This is a genomic window from Burkholderia sp. JKS000303 (assembly GCF_002563755.1).
Lineage (GTDB): Bacteria > Pseudomonadota > Gammaproteobacteria > Burkholderiales > Burkholderiaceae > Burkholderia > Burkholderia anthina_B.
This window is the reverse complement of sequence record NZ_PDBZ01000001.1, coordinates 3626545-3644118: the sequence shown is the minus strand read 5'-3', so window position 1 is coordinate 3644118 and position 17574 is coordinate 3626545. Positions and strand designations below refer to the sequence as shown.

General features: G+C 67.9%; 11 protein-coding genes. 3 read left to right on the top strand and 8 right to left on the bottom strand.

Annotation, left to right across the window (positions count from 1 at the left end; translation table 11 throughout):
- Nucleotides 1-84: 84 nt before the first annotated feature.
- From BX604_RS17255 to BX604_RS17235, 5 genes are all read right to left on the bottom strand, one after another.
- Entirely contained in the window at nt 85-1191 is a 1107-nt protein-coding gene (locus BX604_RS17255) for a porin (RefSeq protein WP_098551855.1), read from the bottom strand.
- Nucleotides 1192-1254: 63 nt separating this feature from the next.
- Nucleotides 1255-1674 carry a DoxX family protein gene (locus BX604_RS17250; RefSeq protein WP_098551854.1) on the bottom strand — a complete coding sequence of 140 codons (420 nt, stop codon included), beginning with the start codon at nt 1672-1674 and terminating at the stop codon, nt 1255-1257.
- A 175-nt stretch (nt 1675-1849) separates the two neighbouring features.
- The gene (locus BX604_RS17245) at nt 1850-3127 is read right to left on the bottom strand and encodes a c-type cytochrome (protein WP_098551853.1); all 1278 of its coding nucleotides are present in this window, start codon (nt 3125-3127) and stop codon (nt 1850-1852) included.
- Between the two features lie 2 nt (nt 3128-3129).
- On the bottom strand, nt 3130-4749 hold the full coding sequence (locus tag BX604_RS17240) for a GMC family oxidoreductase (protein ID WP_098551852.1): 1620 nt from the start codon (nt 4747-4749) through the stop codon (nt 3130-3132).
- Complete coding sequence (locus BX604_RS17235) at nt 4749-5255, bottom strand: sugar dehydrogenase complex small subunit (RefSeq protein ID WP_098551851.1); 507 nt, start codon at nt 5253-5255, stop codon at nt 4749-4751. The genes BX604_RS17240 and BX604_RS17235 overlap by 1 nt, the downstream gene beginning before the upstream one ends.
- A 305-nt stretch (nt 5256-5560) precedes the next feature.
- Between BX604_RS17235 and BX604_RS17230 the strand changes: the two genes are divergently transcribed.
- Nucleotides 5561-11605, top strand: a complete 6045-nt coding sequence (locus BX604_RS17230) for an alpha-2-macroglobulin family protein (protein ID WP_098551850.1) — start codon at nt 5561-5563, stop codon at nt 11603-11605.
- A gap of 7 nt (nt 11606-11612) precedes the next feature.
- Entirely contained in the window at nt 11613-13862 is a 2250-nt protein-coding gene (pbpC, locus tag BX604_RS17225) for a penicillin-binding protein 1C (protein WP_098551849.1), read from the top strand.
- Between the two features lie 17 nt (nt 13863-13879).
- Here pbpC and BX604_RS17220 read toward each other — a convergent pair whose 3' ends face one another.
- Together BX604_RS17220 and BX604_RS17215 are read right to left on the bottom strand one after the other, a co-directional pair.
- Nucleotides 13880-14500, bottom strand: a complete 621-nt coding sequence (locus BX604_RS17220) for a LemA family protein (protein ID WP_098551848.1) — start codon at nt 14498-14500, stop codon at nt 13880-13882.
- A 78-nt stretch (nt 14501-14578) separates the two neighbouring features.
- Complete coding sequence (locus BX604_RS17215; RefSeq protein WP_098551847.1) at nt 14579-16300, bottom strand: TPM domain-containing protein; 1722 nt, start codon at nt 16298-16300, stop codon at nt 14579-14581.
- On the opposite strand from BX604_RS17215, the gene BX604_RS17210 reads away from it, so the two are divergent.
- Nucleotides 16286-16975: a hypothetical protein gene (locus BX604_RS17210; RefSeq protein ID WP_098551846.1), complete on the top strand. Its 690-nt coding sequence runs from the start codon at nt 16286-16288 to the stop codon at nt 16973-16975. The two genes, BX604_RS17215 and BX604_RS17210, sit on opposite strands and share 15 nt — an antisense overlap.
- 30 nt (nt 16976-17005) lie before the next feature.
- Here BX604_RS17210 and BX604_RS17205 read toward each other — a convergent pair whose 3' ends face one another.
- The gene (locus BX604_RS17205; RefSeq protein ID WP_098551845.1) at nt 17006-17545 is read right to left on the bottom strand and encodes a GNAT family N-acetyltransferase; all 540 of its coding nucleotides are present in this window, start codon (nt 17543-17545) and stop codon (nt 17006-17008) included.
- Nucleotides 17546-17574 lie beyond the last annotated feature (29 nt).

The window sequence follows — 17574 nt, the reverse complement described above, 5'->3', positions numbered from 1 at the left end:
CCGCCAGCAATGGTCGTCTAAGCCCGGTAAACGCAACAAGGCACGGGCCACCCTCACCCGTGCCTTGCCTGCGCTACGCCCCGCTCAAAACGTATGCATCATCCCCACATACGCGCCCGTCTGCGACTCGCCGGTCATCGGGCTCGTGCCCGACGTCGCATCGCGTGGCGACGCGAGCAGCGAGAAGTTCGAATTCCCGCCATTACGCACATACGCCACCGTCCCATACAGGAACGTGCGCTTCGACAGGTTGTAGGTAGTACCGAGCACGTACATGATCGCGTGGCCCGACGGATCGTGCGATGCATCGCCGCCGCCGTCGCCGACCTTCACGTAATAACCGCCCCCCGTCACGGCCCACTGCGGATTGGCCGCATAGGTCGCACCGAGCCAGTAGTGATCGGCGCGATCGGCGACGCCCGCCGGGCTGTCCGGCGCCTGGTAGTGCGTATACGCGCCCTGGATCTTGAACTTCGCCACCTTCACGTTCGCGCCGACGAAATACTCGCGCGACGCGGTGAAGATGTTGCTGAACTTGCCGTTGTTGTCGCGCAGTTCGTCGTAGATGCCCCGCACGTCGAGCAGCGCCGAGTGATACGACAGCATGATCCCGTCCGAGCGGCCGAAGTCGTCGGCCGCGCCGTAGTTGAAACCGCGCGACTGATTGCCGAACGCGTATTGCGCCTGCACGTCGAAACCGCCGATCACCGGGCTGTGATACTCGATGTTGTTGCTGCTCTGTTGCCAGTTGCGGCCGCGCACGAGCGATGCGGACGAAAACGCCTGCTGGACGAACGGATCGAATTCCCACACGCCGTCGCTGTCGATGAAGAGGTTGCGGCCGGCCTGCAACTGGCCCCAGGTTTCGCTCTTCAACCCGACATACGCGCGGCGCGACCACATGCGCCCGCCGCCCGTCTGGCCGTTCATCACCTGGAATGCGGTTTCGAGGTTGAAGACGGTTGACATGCCGCCACCGAGATCCTCGACGCCCTTCAGGCCGAACATGCTGGTGCCCCAGTCGCCGCTTTCGGCACTCCAGCGTGTCGCGCTACCGCCGTTCGGCTGAGCGATGTGGTTCAGGTATTCGACGCCGCCGTCGATCCGGCCGTACAGCGTCACGCTTGTCTGTGCGAATGCGGCTGCGGGCGTGGCAGCCGCAATCAGCCATGCGAAATGTTTGAGTCGCAAAATGATGCCCCCTCGGAGTCTCGACCGTCCGGCGCGCACCCCATGCGCGCGCCGGCGGCCCGTTCACCCGCGATCGATCGAAAAACGTCCGGGGCCGGCCGCGCAAAGCGCAAGCAGGCCGCCCGAGATCGCGATGTTCTTGTAGAAATGAATCATGTTGTTGATCTGCTCGCCGCCCGTCATCGTCCAGTAGCGGTGGCCGATGAGCGCGGTGCCGATCGTGTACAGCGCAAGCAGCAGCGCGAGCGGTCGCGTCTGGAAGCCGACGAGGATCGCGATGCCGACGAACAGCTCCATCACGACGGCGATCGCCGCCGAAATGATCGGCGCCGGCGCGCCCTCGGTTCCCATGAACGCGATCGTGCCGGAGAAGTCGACGATCTTCTTCCAGCCGAACATCACGAACAGGATCACGAGCAGGATTCGGGACAGCAGCAGCAGCACATCGCGCTGGGACGCGAGAAACGGTTGATTCGGTGTCATGGTGTGATCAACGAAAACGATGCGCACGCGCGCGCACCGGATTGCCAACGAACCAGGACGGGCGGCCGCCTGCGCCGCCTGCCCTCCTCTGCAACAACCGGCATCGGGTTCCGCCCGATGTGCTGTGCCCCTCCTCTCGTCAGTGTTGCCTGCTTCGTGCCGCGTGCTGCCGGCGTCAACGCGCCTTCGCGACGTCCTGCTCGGTCACCTTCGCGGCCGGATTGCCGAACTGCGCGGTCAGGTAGTTCGTCAGCGCGGCGATCTGTGCATCCGACAGTTCGTTGCGGAATGCAGGCATCGCGACATCCTCGCTGCCGGCCTTGCGCTGCACGCCGTTCAGGATCACCTGGACCAGGTTGGCCGGGTTCGACGCACCCACCGTCGAGTTGTGGAACAGCGACGGGTAGTAACCGTCCGGCGTGCCCTTGCCCTGCATCTGGTGGCACGTCGCGCAGTTGCCGAGATACAGCCGCGCCGGATCGATGCCCGACGACGCGAGCGCCACGCCGCGCAGCTTCAGCCCGTCCTCGGCCGGCTTGCCCCACGACGAGCGCGACTGCTTCGCGCTGCCGTCGGCCACGGCCGGCACCGTGCGGATGTACGTCGCGATCGCGCCGATGTCGGCGTCGGTCATCTTCGAGAAGCTGTGCTCGACGGCTTCGGCCATCGGACCGGCCGCCTGCGCGACGCCCGGCACGCTGCCGGTACGCAGGTACTGGACGAGCTGCTGCTGCGTCCAGCCGCCGATCCCCGCGTTCGGGTCGGACGTGATGTTGTAGCCGTCCCAGCCCGCGAGCACCGAACCCGACAGGAAGCTGCCGCCCGTCTCGTCGAGCGACTTCTCCTGCATCGCGACGCCGCGCGGCGTGTGGCACGTGCTGCAGTGCGCGAGGCCCTGCACCAGGTACGCACCGCGATTCCACTCGGCGCTTTGCGCAGGCTTCGGCTGGTAGGCGCCGTCCTTCAGGAACAGCCAGTTCCAGATCGTCAGCGGCCAGCGCATGCTCAGCAGCGCGGGAATCTCGTTCTTCGGCGGCGCCTGCTTGACCGGCTCGACACCGTGCATGAAGTACGCGTACAACGCCTGCACGTCGTCGTCGTTGACCTTCGCGTACGACACGTACGGCATCGCCGGATACAGGTTGTCGCCGTTCTTCGCGACGCCGTGGCGCACCGCTCGCTCGAAGTCCTCGAACGTCCAGTTGCCGATGCCGGTGTCCGGGTCGGGCGTGATGTTGCTCGAATAGATCTTGCCGAGCATCGGCACCGGCATCCCGAGACCGCCCGCGAACGGCTTGCCGCCCTTCGCGGTGTGGCACGCCATGCAGTCGCCCGCGATCGCCAGATATTCGCCGCGCTTGATCTGCGCGGGATCGGCCGAGTCGGCCGCGCGCACGAGACCGGGCAGCGCGAGGCACCCGGCGAGGAGGAAGGTGAGAGTAGATTTCCGCACGGTCAGACTTCCTTCTTCAGCGTGTCCGACATCCGCAGCGCAAGCGCCGCGATCGTCAGCGTCACGTTCACCGTACCGACGGTCGGCATCGTCGAGCTGCTCGAGATGAACAGGTTCGGATGGTCGAACGTGCGGCAGTCCTTGTCGACGACCGAGTCGCGTGCGTCCGCGCCCATGATCGTCGCACCCGTGATGTGGTTGTTCGGCGCGAACTCGTCGTTGAACACGACTTCCGTGCCGCCCAGCACCTTCGCGGCCGTCGCATAGACTTCACGCGTATGCGCGGCGCCGCGTCTCACGTAGTCGTCGATCGCGTACGTGATTTCCGGGCGCGGAATGCCGATCGCATCGGTGGCCGTCTTGCTCGGCACGATGCGGTTCTCGGGTTGCGGCAGGATTTCGTGGAAGCAGTCGAACTGCACGTAGCGCGCGGAGCGGTCGCGGATCTGTGCGTCGAGCTCGTCGGGCTTCATCAGCTTGCCCGCCTTGAAGATCTTCTGCGTCTCCTGGTTGATGCGCGACATGTTCGACAGGTGGATCTTCTTCGCGGCCTCGGTCGCCCGGAACGGGCCGTCGCGGAAACCGATCAGCGACGTCATCTCCTGCGGGCCGCGGCCCGGCCACAGCTTGTCGCTCGCGTAGAACGACACGCCCGTGCCCGGGTGGTCCATCAGGTTGCGCCCGACCATGTCGGAGCTGTTCGCGACGCCGTTCGGGAAATCGCGGTTTGCCGACATCAGCAGGATCTTCGGCGTCTCGATGCCGTTCGCGGCCACCACGAAGTACTTGCCTTCGACGCGATGGTCGGCGCCCGTCTTGTCCTTGTAGATCGCGGCGACGATGCGCTTGTCCGGGCCCGTCTCGAGCTTGTAGACGACCGCGCTGTCGATCAGCTTCGCGCCGGCCTGCTCCGCCTTCTCGACGTGCACGATGCCGTTGTACATCGCGCCGATCGGGCAGATCGGCATGCAATTGTTGTTCCCGCAACAAGTCGGCCGGCCGTCGTACGGGCGGCTGTTGCGCGCGACCGGCTCGGTCACCACGTGGAACTTCGGGTCATAGCCGTTCAGCGCGCTCTTGATCGTCTGCTCGTTGAACGACAACGGCAGCGGCGGCATCGGGTACGGCTCCTTGCGCGGCGAGTACAGGTCTTCCTCGGGGCCGGGGCCCCACACGCCGAGTTCTTCCTCGGCGCGCTGATAGTAATGCTCGAGATCGTCGTACTGGATCGGCCAGTCGCGAGCCACGCCGTACACCGTCTTCATCTTGAAGTCGTTCGGGATGAAACGCCACGCCGACGCGGCCCAGTGCCACGTCGTGCCGCCCACCGCGCGGATGTACTGCGAGTTGAACTTGTGCTCGCCCTTCAGGATCAGGTAGTCGTTCGGCGGGCCGTATTCCGGATGCGGCGCCCACGGGCTCGACGGGTACGGCGCCATGAAGTCGGTCTTGTCGGGCTGGTTCCGAAAGCGCTCGACGATATCGCCACGCGGCATGCGCGGACCCGCTTCGAGCAGGATCACCGACTTGCCCGCCATCGCGAGCTGGTGCGCGACGATCGCGCCTGCGACACCGGACCCGACGACGACGACGTCGGCCTTTTGCGTATCGGTATCGGCCATCAGGCTTGCCTCTCGATCGGTTTTTCGGCCCAGAAGCCGGGTTTGTTGGGGCAATACGAAGGGATCACGAGCGTATCGGACACGACGCTGAACATTAATGCTTCTTCGTACGTAATCACGACGTTGTCGACGATGCCGAGATACCACGCTTCGAGGATCGTCAGCGCGGTGGCTTCCTGATCGGGACTCAGCGAGCCGGACGCGAGTGCGCCGGCGAGTTGCGACAGACCGTCTGCCGTCTTGAACGAGCCCTTCTGCAATGCCTGCAGGAAGCGCTCGCCGAGCACGCGGCTCAGCCCTTTCTTGCCTGTCAGTGCTTCGGAGAGCGTCATGAACGTATCGAGCGGCGCGGTGCCGGGATTGTCGGCCAGGGCCCGCAACGCCAGTGAGCCGGTGAGGCCCGCCGCCGTCAGCGCCAGTGCGCCCTGCAGCCATTGACGCCGCGTGATGCCGCTTGCGGCTGCGTCGTTATCGCGACGCGAGTGGGGAGTGTTGTCGTTGTGCATGTTTCCTTTTCTCTCGAACACCGGATTCGGGAAAACCACGCTTGATAATTCTCAAACATTGGCGCGGCCCTGAAATGTACGCGCACAAATCGGATCGGACAATGGCTTTATAGTCCATTAAATGTTCCGCATTCCGAGACAATCGACATTTCGCTGCATCTTTGTGTCGTCGACGCGACAATTCTGCATCGGGATGCCGTGTGTCGCAAGCCGACGACACGCTGCATCCCGTCATCCGCTCATATGCGCGTCGGTTAGAATCGCGTGCAATCAAACAGAAAGCTTCCCTCCGAGGGCATCGAGCGATGAAGCAGCGCGACAAACACAACAACACGAATCAATCCAATTCCAATCACACCACCCGGCTGCTCCTGCGCATCGGCGCGGTGGCGGCGCTCGGCGCCGCGGCCGCACTGTCACTGCATGCGGGCGCGGCTCGCACCGTGAGCGTGTCGCCGCAAGGCACCGTCACCGAGGTCCGGCAAAGCGTCGTCAAGTTCGACGAAGCGATGGTTGCGTTCGGTTCGGCGTCCGCGCCGAGTCCCGCGCGCATGACCTGCAACGATGCCGCTGCCGCGCGCGGCCAGGGTCACTGGCTCGACGACAAGACCTGGGTCTACGATTTCGAGAACGACCTGCCGCCGGGCGTACGCTGCTCGGTCGCACTCAACGACACGCTGCGCTCGGTCGCCGGCAATGCGGTGAGCGGCCCGCGCCGCTTCACGTTTCAAACGGGCGGCCCGTTCCCGGTGACGGTGCGCCCCGGCTCGCGCGAGATCGAGGAACGCCAGGTCTTCGTGCTGAAGCTGAACGGCCCGGCCGAACCGCGCTCCGCACTCGCGAACATCTGGTGCGAAGCGGCCGGCATCGGCAACCGCATCCCCGTCACGGCCGCCGACGACGACACCCGCACCGCGCTGCTCGATCACTTCGGGCTGAAGAAGGACGCCGCGCGCGTGCTCACGCTGTCGTGCGCGCAGGCGCTGCCGGCCAGCGCGAAGATGCAGCTCGTCTACGGCAAGGGCGTGGCAAGCCCGAGCGGCATCGCGAACGAAACCGAGCGGCGTTTCGACTTCACCGTGCGCGCACCGTTCGCCGCGAGCTTCTCGTGCGAACGCGAGAACGCGAAGGCGCCCTGCACGCCGCTGCGTCCGCTGACGCTGTCGTTCAACGCGCCGATCTCGCGCAAGAACGCCGAAGCGATCAAGCTGCGCGGTCCTGACGGTTCGCTTTCGCCGACCTTCGCGGCCGACGACCACAGCGACGAAGTGACGACCGTTACGTTCACTCCGCCGCTGCCCGCGCAGGCCAACCTGACGATCGAGCTGCCGTCCGGGTTGCGCGACGTGACCGACCGCTCGCTCGCGAACGCCGACCTGTTCCCGCTCGCGACGCGCACCGCGCCGATGCCGCCGCTCGCGAAATTCTCGTCGGGCACTTTCGGCATCGTCGAGCGCTTCGCCGAACCCGATACGCCCGCGCTCGTGCCGGTCACGCTGCGCAACGTCGAAGCCGATCTCCATATCGCCGGCCTCAACGCGGGCGGTGCGCAATTCGCAAACCTCAAGGTCGAGAACGACACCGCGATCCGTCAGTGGATGCGAACCGTCGACCGCTTCGACAACTGGTCGATGACGGCCGGCACGATCGACGAGCGCATGCCGGGTTTGCTGCGGCGCAAGGGCCAGCATCCCGTCTACGTGCCGCTCGAAGCCGGCGAAAAGATGCCCGCGCCGCAGGACCGGCGCATCGACGTGCGCTCGCTGTCGCTGCTCGCCGGCGAACCGGGCGCGCAGGCGCTGACGCTGCCGAAGGCCGATCCGAAGACGCTGCGCCCGTTCGAGATCGTCGGCGTGCCGATCGACAAGCCCGGCTTCTACGTGCTCGAACTCGCGTCGCCCGCGCTCGGCCGCTCGTTGCTCGCGAAACCGTCGAGCATGTACGTGCGCACCACGGTGCTCGTCACGAACCTCGGCGTGCATCTGAAACAAGGCCGCGAAAACAACCTCGTGTGGGTCACGACGCTCGACAAGGGCAAGCCCGTGCCGAACGCGCAAATTCGCGTCTCGGATTGCAACGGCGACGAGATCGCGGCCGGCAAGACCGACGCGCAGGGCCTGCTGAAGATCGACGGCCCGTTCGAGCCGAAGCATGAATGCAAGTCGTCGGAACAACGCTTCGACGACTACTTCGTGTCCGCACGCGTCGACGACCCGAAGACCGGCCCCGACATGGCGTTCGTCAGCTCGAACTGGAACCGCGGGATCGAATCGTGGCGCTTCAACGTGCCGACCGACAACGACAGCGCGCCGACGGTGCGCGCACATACCGTGTTCGACCGCACGCTGCTGCGCGCCGGCGAAACCGTGTCGATGAAGCATTTCCTGCGCACCGAGACGCTGCAAAGCCTCGCGTTCCCGTCGCAATACCCGACGCGCGTGACGATCCGCCATCTCGGCTCGGACCAGACGTACAAGCTGCCGCTCACGTGGACGGCCGACCATAGCGCCGACACGCAGTTCACGCTGCCGCCGGCCGCGAAGCTCGGCGAATACAGCGTGTCGCTCGAAGGCGGCCCGGACGATGCGCCGACCACCAGCTACTACAGCGGCAGCTTCCGCGTGGAGGCGTTCCGCCTGCCGGTGCTGAAAGGGTCGATCAGCGCGCGCGACGCGCAGAAGAGCCCGCTCGTCGCCGTGAAGGAAGCACCGCTCGCCGTGCAGATCGACTACGTGTCGGGCGGCGGCGCATCGAACCTGCCCGTGCAGGTGTCGGCGCTGATGAAGTGGGCATCGCCGCCGTTCGCGGATCGCTTCGAGGACTTCAGCTTCTCTCCGTATCGCCCCGACACGAGCGACGGCAACGCCGACGACGATTCGCAGGACGGCGACAACGCGTCGTCGTCGAACAGCGACCCCGATGCGACGAAGCTGATCGCGGACAAGCTGCCGCTGACGCTCGATCGCAACGGCGCGGGCTCCGTCACGCTCAAGGGGCTGCCCGACGTCGACGCGCCGAAGCGCATCGCGCTCGAGGCGACGTTCGCGGATCCGAACGGCGAAGTGCAGACGATCCGCGGCGACACGATCCTGTGGCCGGCCGCGGTGGCGGTCGGCATCAAGGCCGGCCATTGGGTGTCGGTCGGCCAGCGCGTGCCCGTGCAGGCGCTGGCGGTCGACCTGCAGGGCAAGCCGCGTGCGTCGGTGTCGATCGAGATCAAGGGCGTCGCGCACGTCACGACGTCGTCGCGCAAGCGGATGGTCGGCGGCTTCTACGCATACGACAACAAGAGCGACACGCGCGACCTCGGCGTGCTGTGCTCGGGCAAGACCGACGACAAGGGCCGCATGGCCTGCGACGCGACGCTCGAGCAAGCCGGCAACGTGCAACTGATCGCGGTCGCGAAGGACGGCGACGGCCGCGCGTCGAACGCATCGACGTCGGTGTGGGTCACGCGCGAGGACGAACTCTGGTTCGGCGGCGACAACACCGACCGGATCGACGTGATTCCCGAAAAAACCTCGTACGAACCGGGCGAAACCGCGCGCTTCCAGGTGCGCATGCCGTTCCGCTACGCCACCGCCCTCGTCGCGGTCGAGCGCGGCGGCGTGATGGAAACGCACGTCGTGCAACTGAACGGCAAGAACCCGACCGTCGACCTGAAGGTCGGCGAATCGTGGGGGCCGAACGTGTACGTGTCGGTGCTCGCATTGCGCGGCCGGATTCGCGAAGTGCCGTGGTACTCGTTCTTCACGTGGGGCTGGAAGGCGCCGGTCGAATGGGCGCGCGCATTCTGGCGCGAAGGCCGCCACTACGAAGCGCCGACCGCGTTCGTCGACCTGTCGAAGCCCGCGTTCCGCTACGGCCTCGGCGAGATCAAGGTCGGCACGGGCGTGCATCGTCTCGGCGTGACCGTGACGACCGACGCCACGCGCTACACGGTGCGCAGCAAGGCACAGGCGCACGTGAAAGTGACGCTGCCGAACGGCCAGCCCGCACCGGCCGGCACGCAGATCGCGGTCGCGGCCGTCGACGAGGCACTGCTCGAACTGATGCCGAACAACAGCTGGGACCTGCTCGACGCGATGTTGCAGCGTCGCGCATACGGCGTCGAAACGGCCACCGCGCAGATGGAAATCGTCGGCCGCCGCCACTTCGGCCGCAAGGCCGTGCCGGCCGGCGGCGGCGGCGGCAGCGCGCCCACGCGCGAGCTGTTCGACACGCTGCTGCTGTGGAACCCGCGCGTGACGCTCGACGCGAACGGCAGCGCGACCGTCGACGTACCGCTGAACGACGCGCTCACGCGCTTCCGGATCGTCGCGATCGCGGCGGTCGGCGCCGATCGCTTCGGCACCGGCAGCACGTCGATCCGCAGCACGCAGGATCTGCAGCTGATCTCCGGCCTGCCGCCGCTCGTGCGCGAAGGCGATGCGTTCCGCGCGCAGGTCACGCTGCGCAACACGACCGACCGTGCGATGCAGGTCGTCGTGACGCCGCGCGTGACGGGCCTCGATGTCGCGCCGCAAACCGTATCGCTCGCGGCCAACGCGGCGACCGAGGTGGCATGGACGATCACTGTGCCCGAGCAGGCGCTCGACGCGGCCGGCGCGCTGAACTGGCGCATCGAGGCGGCCGAGCAAGGCGGCAAGCGCGCGTCCGATGCGCTGGCCGTCGCGCAGAAGGTCTTGCCCGCGCTGCCGGTCACCGTGCAGCAGGCCACGCTCGCGCAGGTCGACGGCACGCTGACGGTGCCCGTGTCGGCGCCGGCCGGCGCGGTCGACAACGCACAGGGCACGCCGCGCGGCGGCATCGCCGTGTCGCTGCAGTCGAAGCTCGCGGACGGCCTGCCCGGCGTGCGGCGCTGGTTCGAACGCTATCCGTACCGCTGCCTGGAACAGCAGGCGTCGCGCGCGATCGGCCTGCACGACCCGGCGCAATGGCAGGCGCTGGTGGCGCGCATGCCCGTCTACCTCGACAGCGACGGGCTCGCGAGCTACTTCCCGCCGTCGTCCGACGATTCGCACTACGGCAGCCCGACGCTGTCGTCGTACCTGCTGGTGGTGTCCGACGAGGCGAGCCGCCTCGACCCGCGCTTCGCGCTGCCGGAAGACATGCGCACGCAGCTGGAAACCGGGCTCGCGCGCTTCGTCGACGGCCGCATCGAGCGCAACACCTGGGCGCCGCGCCAGGATCGCGACCTGCGCAAGCTCGCCGCGGTCGAGGCGCTGTCGCGTTACGGCGCCGCCCAGGGCCGCATGCTCGGCTCGATCGAGATCGCGCCGAACCAGTGGCCGACGTCGGCGCTGATCGACTATCACGCGATCCTCACGCGCGTGAAGGACATCCCGCAACGCGACGAGAAACGCGCGCAGGTCGAGCAGATCCTGCGGGCGCGCCTCACGTACCAGGGCACGCAGCTCGTGTTCTCGACCGCACGCGACGACGACCTGTGGTGGCTGATGACGAGCAACGAGACCAATGCCGCCCGTCTCGCGCTCGAATTCGCCGGCGACCCGGCGTGGAAGGACGAGATGCCGCGCGTGACCGCCGGCCTGCTCGCGCTGCAACGCCAGGGCGCATGGCAGACGACGACGTCGAACGCACTCGGCCTGCTCGCGGTCGAGCGCTTCTCGCGCACTTACGAGAGCACGCCCGTCACCGGCACGACGAAGGTCGCGCTCGGCGGCAACGAGCGCGCGATCTCGTGGTCGCAGACGCCCGCACCCGCCGATACCCCGGCGTCGGCCACGGCCGCGACGCGTGCGGCCACGGCACGCAGCGTGCTGATGTCGTGGCCGCGCGCGTCGCAGGCGCCGGCCACGCTGTCCGTCACGCAGGACGGCACGGGCCGCCCGTGGGCAACCGTCGAGAGCCTCGCGGCCGTGCCGCTGCGCACGCCGTTCGCGGCCGGCTACCGGATCACGAAGACGATCACGCCCGTGTCGCCCGCCGTCAAGGGCGCGCTCACACGTGGCGACGTCGTGCGCGTGCATCTCGACATCGATGCGCAGAGCGACATGACGTGGGTCGTCGTCAACGACCCGATCCCGTCCGGCGCGACGATCCTCGGCTCGGGCCTCGGCCGCGATTCCGAAGCCGCGACCCAGGGCGAGAAGACGCCGGACGGCGCGTGGCCGTCGTTCATCGAACGCGACTTCGACGGCTACCGCGCGTATTACGACTATTTGCCGAAGGGCAAATTCTCGGTCGAATACACGGTGCGGCTGAACAACGTCGGTACGTTCGGGTTGCCGCCGACGCGTGTCGAGGCGCTGTACGCGCCGTCCGTGTACGGCCTGTGGCCGAACCCGCCGATGACCGTGAAGCCGGCCGACGCGAACAAGCCGTGAGCAAGCGATGATCGATCCGGTATTGCCGCGGCCGGCGCGTTTCGCCGGCCGCGTATTCGTCGCCGTCGTGCTCGCCGCGCCGCTCGTCGCGCATGCGCTGCCCGGCTACGACGACGTGCGCCGCAACTGGCGCAGTTCCGACTGGGTGCTGCTCGCGCGCGACGGCACGCCGCTGCAGCGCACGCGCGTCGACCTCATCGAACGTCGCGGCGACTGGGTGTCGCTCGCCGACGTGTCGCCCGCATTTCGCGAGGCGATCGTCGTGTCGGAAGACAAGCGTTTCTACGAACACAGCGGCGTCGACTGGCGCGGGATCGCCGGCGCGGCGTGGGGCAATCTGTGGAACGAGCGCACGCGCGGCGCGTCGACCGTGACGATGCAGCTCGCCGGGCTGCTCAGCGATTCGCCGCGCCGCTCGGGCCAGCGCTCCTTGCCGCAGAAGGCCTCGCAGGCGGTGAACGCGCTGCTGCTCGAACGCGGCTGGCGCAAGGACCAGATTCTCGAGGCGTATCTGAATCTCGTGCCGTTTCGCGGCGAGACGGTCGGGCTCGCCGCGCTGTCGCAGGTGCTGTTCGGCAAGGCGCCGTCCGGCCTCGACGCACGCGAGTCCGCGATCGCCGCCGCGCTGGTGCGCGCGCCCAACGCCGCACCCGCGAAGGTCGCCGAGCGCGCGTGCCGGATCCTGCGCGACATGCACGCCGGGCAGGCGTGCGCGTCGCTCGACGGCTACGTGCAGCTCGTGACCGCGCGCCCGGCCAACGCCGTGCGCGACGACGGCGCCGCGCTCGCCCCGCACTTCGCACGACGTATCGCGGCCGAGGTCAGGCCGAAGGCCGGCGCGCAGGTGCGCACGACGCTCGATGCGCCGCTGCAGCGCTTCGCGCGCGACACGCTGACGCGCGCGCTGACCGAGCTCAACGCGCCCGCGCACCGGCGCAACGTGCAGGATGGCGCGGTCGTCGTGATCGACAACGCGACCGGCGAGATTCGCGCGTGGGTCGGGTCATCGGGGGCGCTGTCGAACGCGCGCGACGTCGACGCCGTACTCGCGCCGCGCCAGGCCGGCTCGACGCTCAAGCCGTTCCTCTATGCGCAGGCGATCGACGAGAAACGGCTGACCGCCGCGTCGCTGCTCGACGACGCGCCGATCAACCTCGCCGCCGGCGGCGGCCTGTACATTCCGCAGAACTACGACAAGGACTTCAAGGGCTGGGTGAGCGTGCGCAGCGCGCTCGGCGGCTCGCTGAACGTGCCGGCCGTGCGCACGCTCGTGCTCGTCACGCCGCATCGCTTCGCGCGCACGCTGACCGCGCTCGGGTTGCCGCTCGCGCAGGAAGGCGACTATTACGGCTTCAGCCTCGCGCTCGGCAGCGCGGACGTCACGTTGCTGTCGTTGACCAATGCGTATCGCGCGCTCGCGAACGGCGGCGTCGCACGCAAGACCGTCGACCTGCCCGCGGCGGCGCCCGCTGCCGGCGCATCGGCCCCGACCGCCACGACGACACGCGCGGATGGCGGCCCGCGCGTGTTCAGCGAAGCGGCCACCTTCATCGTCACCGACATCATCTCGGACAACAACGCGCGCGTGCGCACGTTCGGCTTCGACAACCCGCTCGCGACGCGCTTCTTCTCGGCGGTCAAGACCGGCACGAGCAAGGACATGCGCGACAACTGGACCGTCGGCTTCACGTCGCGCTACACGGTCGGCGTGTGGGTCGGCAATGCGGACGGCTCGCCGATGTGGGACGTGTCGGGCGTGACGGGCGCGTCGCCGGTCTGGTCGGCCGTCGTCGGGTATCTGCACCGCGACCTGCCGAGCCGTGCGCCGCGCCCGCCTGCCGGTGTCGAAATGCGCCGCATCACGTTCGAACGCGACGTCGAGCTGTCGCGCAACGAGTGGTTCCTCACGGGGACGGCGCTCGACACGATCCGGCTCGCCGCGCCCGTCACGCCGGGCAAGGACGGCGCACGCGCGCCGCTGACGATCGGCACGCCGACCGACGGCACGATCTTCGCGATCGATCCGGACATTCCGCCGAAGAACCAGCGGATCTGGTTCGAGCGCGCGTCCGGAAACGCCGGCCGCTTTGCATGGCGGCTCGACGACAAGGTGATCGGCCACGCCGACCGCGTCGCATGGATGCCGTGGCCGGGCCGGCACCGGCTCGAACTCGTCGACGCGCGGGGCAACGTCGCGGATGCGATCGGCTTCGAGGTGCGCGGCGCGTTCGCGAAACCGGCCGCGCGCAAACCCTGAGTGCGTGAGCCGGCCGCTTACTGGCCGGCTGCGTTCGCCTTCGGCGCCGGCGCGGAGAAGTCGATGACGGGCGCGGTCGAGATCGCCGCCTCGTTCGCGACGCTGAAATTCGGGCGCGGCTGGTAGCCGAAGATCCGCGCGATCACGACACCGGGGAACTGGCGGATCTGCACGTTGTACTGCTGCACCGTCTTGATATAGCGGCCGCGCGCGACCGCGATGCGGTTTTCGGTACCTTCGAGCTGCGTCTGCAGGTCGCGAAACGCCTCGTTCGCCTTCAGTTCCGGATAACGCTCCGACACCACCATCAGCCGGCTCAGCGCGCCCGACAATTCACCCTGCCGCTGATCGAACGCCGCCAGCGCGGCGGGATCCTTCGCCATCGCCGGCGTCATCTGCACGCTGCCCACGCGCGCTCTGGCCGATGCGACCTCGGTCAGCACGCGCGCCTCGTGCGACGCATATCCCTTCACGGCCGCGGCCAGGTTCGGCACCAGGTCGGCGCGCCGCTGATACTGGTTCAGCACCTCGGACCACGCCGCGTTGACGTCCTCGTCCGACGACTGAATCGCGTTATAGCCGCAACCGGCGAGCGGCGCGAGCACGCAGCACACGAGCAGGATTCGAAACCATTTCATTGCTTGATGTTTCCCGTTGAACGCCCCGGCCGGAGCGGTAAGTAAAAAGGACTGGCGCGGCAACGCCACAGACGGCGGCTACCAGCGGCCCGATGCCCCACCGCCGCCGCTCGACCCGCCACCGCCGCGGAAGGAGTCGGACGAACCGGAGCTGGACGAACGCGAGCCGGACGACGGCCATTTGAAGCCGGACGACGCGGACCTGCCGGACGACGACCCGCCGCCCGTCAGTTTGTCGACGATCCACAGGATCGCCACCACCACGAAGCAAACCGCCACCAGGACCTCGCCGGGCGAATAGCCCATCAGATGCCCGATCCCGATCAGCGTCAGCAACGTCCCGCCGATGATCGCCGTGTACTTGCGGATGCGTGCGGAACGCACGACGCCGATGCCGAGCAGCCATGCACCGACACCGACGCCCGTCGGAACGATCGCCAGCGCGCTCAGGATCGCTTCGACATCGCCGTGGAAGATCGCGCCGACCGGCAGCATCGCAGCCGGCACGATCGTCGCGACGAGGTAACTGACCGGCAACATCACCTGCCAGCGCAGCTTGCGCCACTCGGTGAGCGCGCCCAGCGCGACGCCGATCAGCCCGAGCAGCAACCAGAACATGAAGCTGCCCATGTCGGCCGGCGGCAGGTCCGGCAAGCCGTTCGACAGCCGCCGCGTGTCGCGGGACGACGCGAGCGCCGCTTCGTCGCCGGCCGGCGTGCTGTCCGATGCCGCCGTTTCCGGCGGCGTCATCTCGCGCACCAGCGCATCGACCGCGTCGCTCACGCCGGCTTCGATCCGCTTCTCGCGAAACGCCGGCGCGATGCGCTCGCGGATGATCCGCCCGGCGACGAGGTCCGGAATCGCGCCTTCGAGGCCATATCCGACCTCGATCCGAACGGTGTGATCGTTGAGCGCGGCAACGAGCAGCAGCCCGTTGTCGATCTTGCTCTGGCCGAGACGCCATTTTTCGAACACCGCGGTCGCGAATTGCTCGATCGTCGAATGACCGGTCGAGCCGACCAGCAGGATCGCCATCTGCACGCCAAGCTGGCGCTCCAGATCGGCGAGGCGCCCGGTCAGCTCCGACGCGCACGCGGCGCTCAGCGCGCCCGTCATGTCGGTCACGCGGCCTTTCAGCGGCGGCGGTGCTTCGGGATCGTTCGCGACGGGATAGGCCGCTGCGGTCGCCACGTCCGTGCAGGCCGACGGCGCTCCGGCTACCAGCGGAATGGCGCCACTGCCATTGCCATCGCCGCCGCCGGCATTGGTGACGGCGTCGGCCGACGCGGCGAACGCCGTGCCGCAAAGGAACGCCGCGCCTGCCAGCAGCCCGGCCGCCAGCACCGCCCTGGCCATGCCGCTGGCGCCGGCATGGCCGCGCAGGCGTGCGGTTCGCAGCGGATTGCGGGAAGTACCTGCCATCGAAACCGGAGCGCCGTTGCAATCCGGAAGGCCTGGCCGGCCCGTCAGTCGTTTCAGGTTCATGTCGGCAACCACACGCGTGTTCCGTCGGAAACAGCGCGTTCTCTCGTCGTTTTTTAATCGTCCCGCAGCATAACCAATTGCGAAGGGAATCGAAAGGTTCCGGGTCCGAGCGGTTACGGGTTGCCGCGATGCCGTTCCCGTTCCTACGCCCAAACGGGGCAAAGGCCGCCCGTCGGCGCCTCCTGCCCGCGATCCGCCAGTAAAACGGCCAGGCACTGCCCGAATCCGGGACCTAGAATATGAACGGCGCCGCGCCCTGCGACGCCCACCGGTTGCCCCTTCTTGCGCTTGCCCGCGACCATGAACCTTCGTCATCCGCGTTTCATCCGCCCTGCGCTGGGCACCGTCTGCGCCGCAACGCTCGCAACCCTTGCGGCCTGCAACGGCGACGCGTGCTTCGGCGTGGACGTCTGCTTCAACGACAACACGCAGACCGTCGCGCTGTCCGGCACGGCCGCCACCGGCGACGCGCTCGCGAGCGCATCGGTGACGGTCAGTTGCGCGCAAGGCTCGGCGACGACGCTGACCGACGGCGGCGGCAACTACCGCGTCACCGTCAACGCCACGCTTCCATGCGTGATTACCGTCGCATCGGGCGGCACGAGCCTGCACTCGCTCACGTATGCGGGCGGCACCTTCAACACGACGCCCGAGACCGAGCTGCTGCTCGTCTATCTCGCCGCGCAGCTCGGCACGAACACGGCCGGGTTGATCGGCAACTTCCAGGGCAATGCGCACTTCCAGCAGGTGATGGACAACGCGAACACGGTGCAGGCCGCGCAATCGGCGGTGGTGACGAATCTGCAGCAGCGCTATGCGGTCACGCTGTCGACACCGGCGTTCCTGACGACGCCGTTCGTGGTCGGGCAACCGGGTGTCGACAGCGATCTCGACGCGCTGGCGAAGGCCGGCGCGATCGATTCGAACGGGATGCCGGATGCGGCGGCGGTGACGCTGCTGACTCAGGCGGGCGCGGCGCAGCCGCTATAGGCGGCACTGCCGCGAGACAAGGAGCGGACGTCAGGCGCCCGCCTGGATCGCCGGGTCGGCATCGGCACCCGAATCGGCCAGCAACGCCCACCGTTCGTGATCGCGCCATTCGCCGCCGATGCGCAGATAGCGCGGCGAGAACCCTTCCTTCCGGAAACCGAGCCGCCGAACCAGCGCGATCGACGCGTGATTCGCCGGCTGGATGTTGGCTTCGAGCCGATGCAGCCCGAGTTCGTCGAACGCGACGCCGGTGGCCGCGCGCAGCGCTGCCGTCATCAGCCCTTTCCCGCTGAACGCCGCCATCCCGTAGTAGCCGAGATACGCGCTCTGGAACGGGCCGCCGACGATTTCATTGAGATTCACCACGCCGACGACCGCGCCGGACGCCCGCTCGCGCGCGACGAGGCCGACGTTCGGCCCGGTCATGCAGCGGGTGAACCACTGGTCGAACCCCGACTGGTCGATGAACGACTCGACCCACGGCAGATGGTGGCCGCGGCTCGCGCGGTTGGCGGCGATCAGGTCCGGCGCATCGGTTCGGGCAACGCGGTTCAGCTGGATCGGGCTCATGGGTCGGTCGAGGTCGGCGTGTTGCGAAA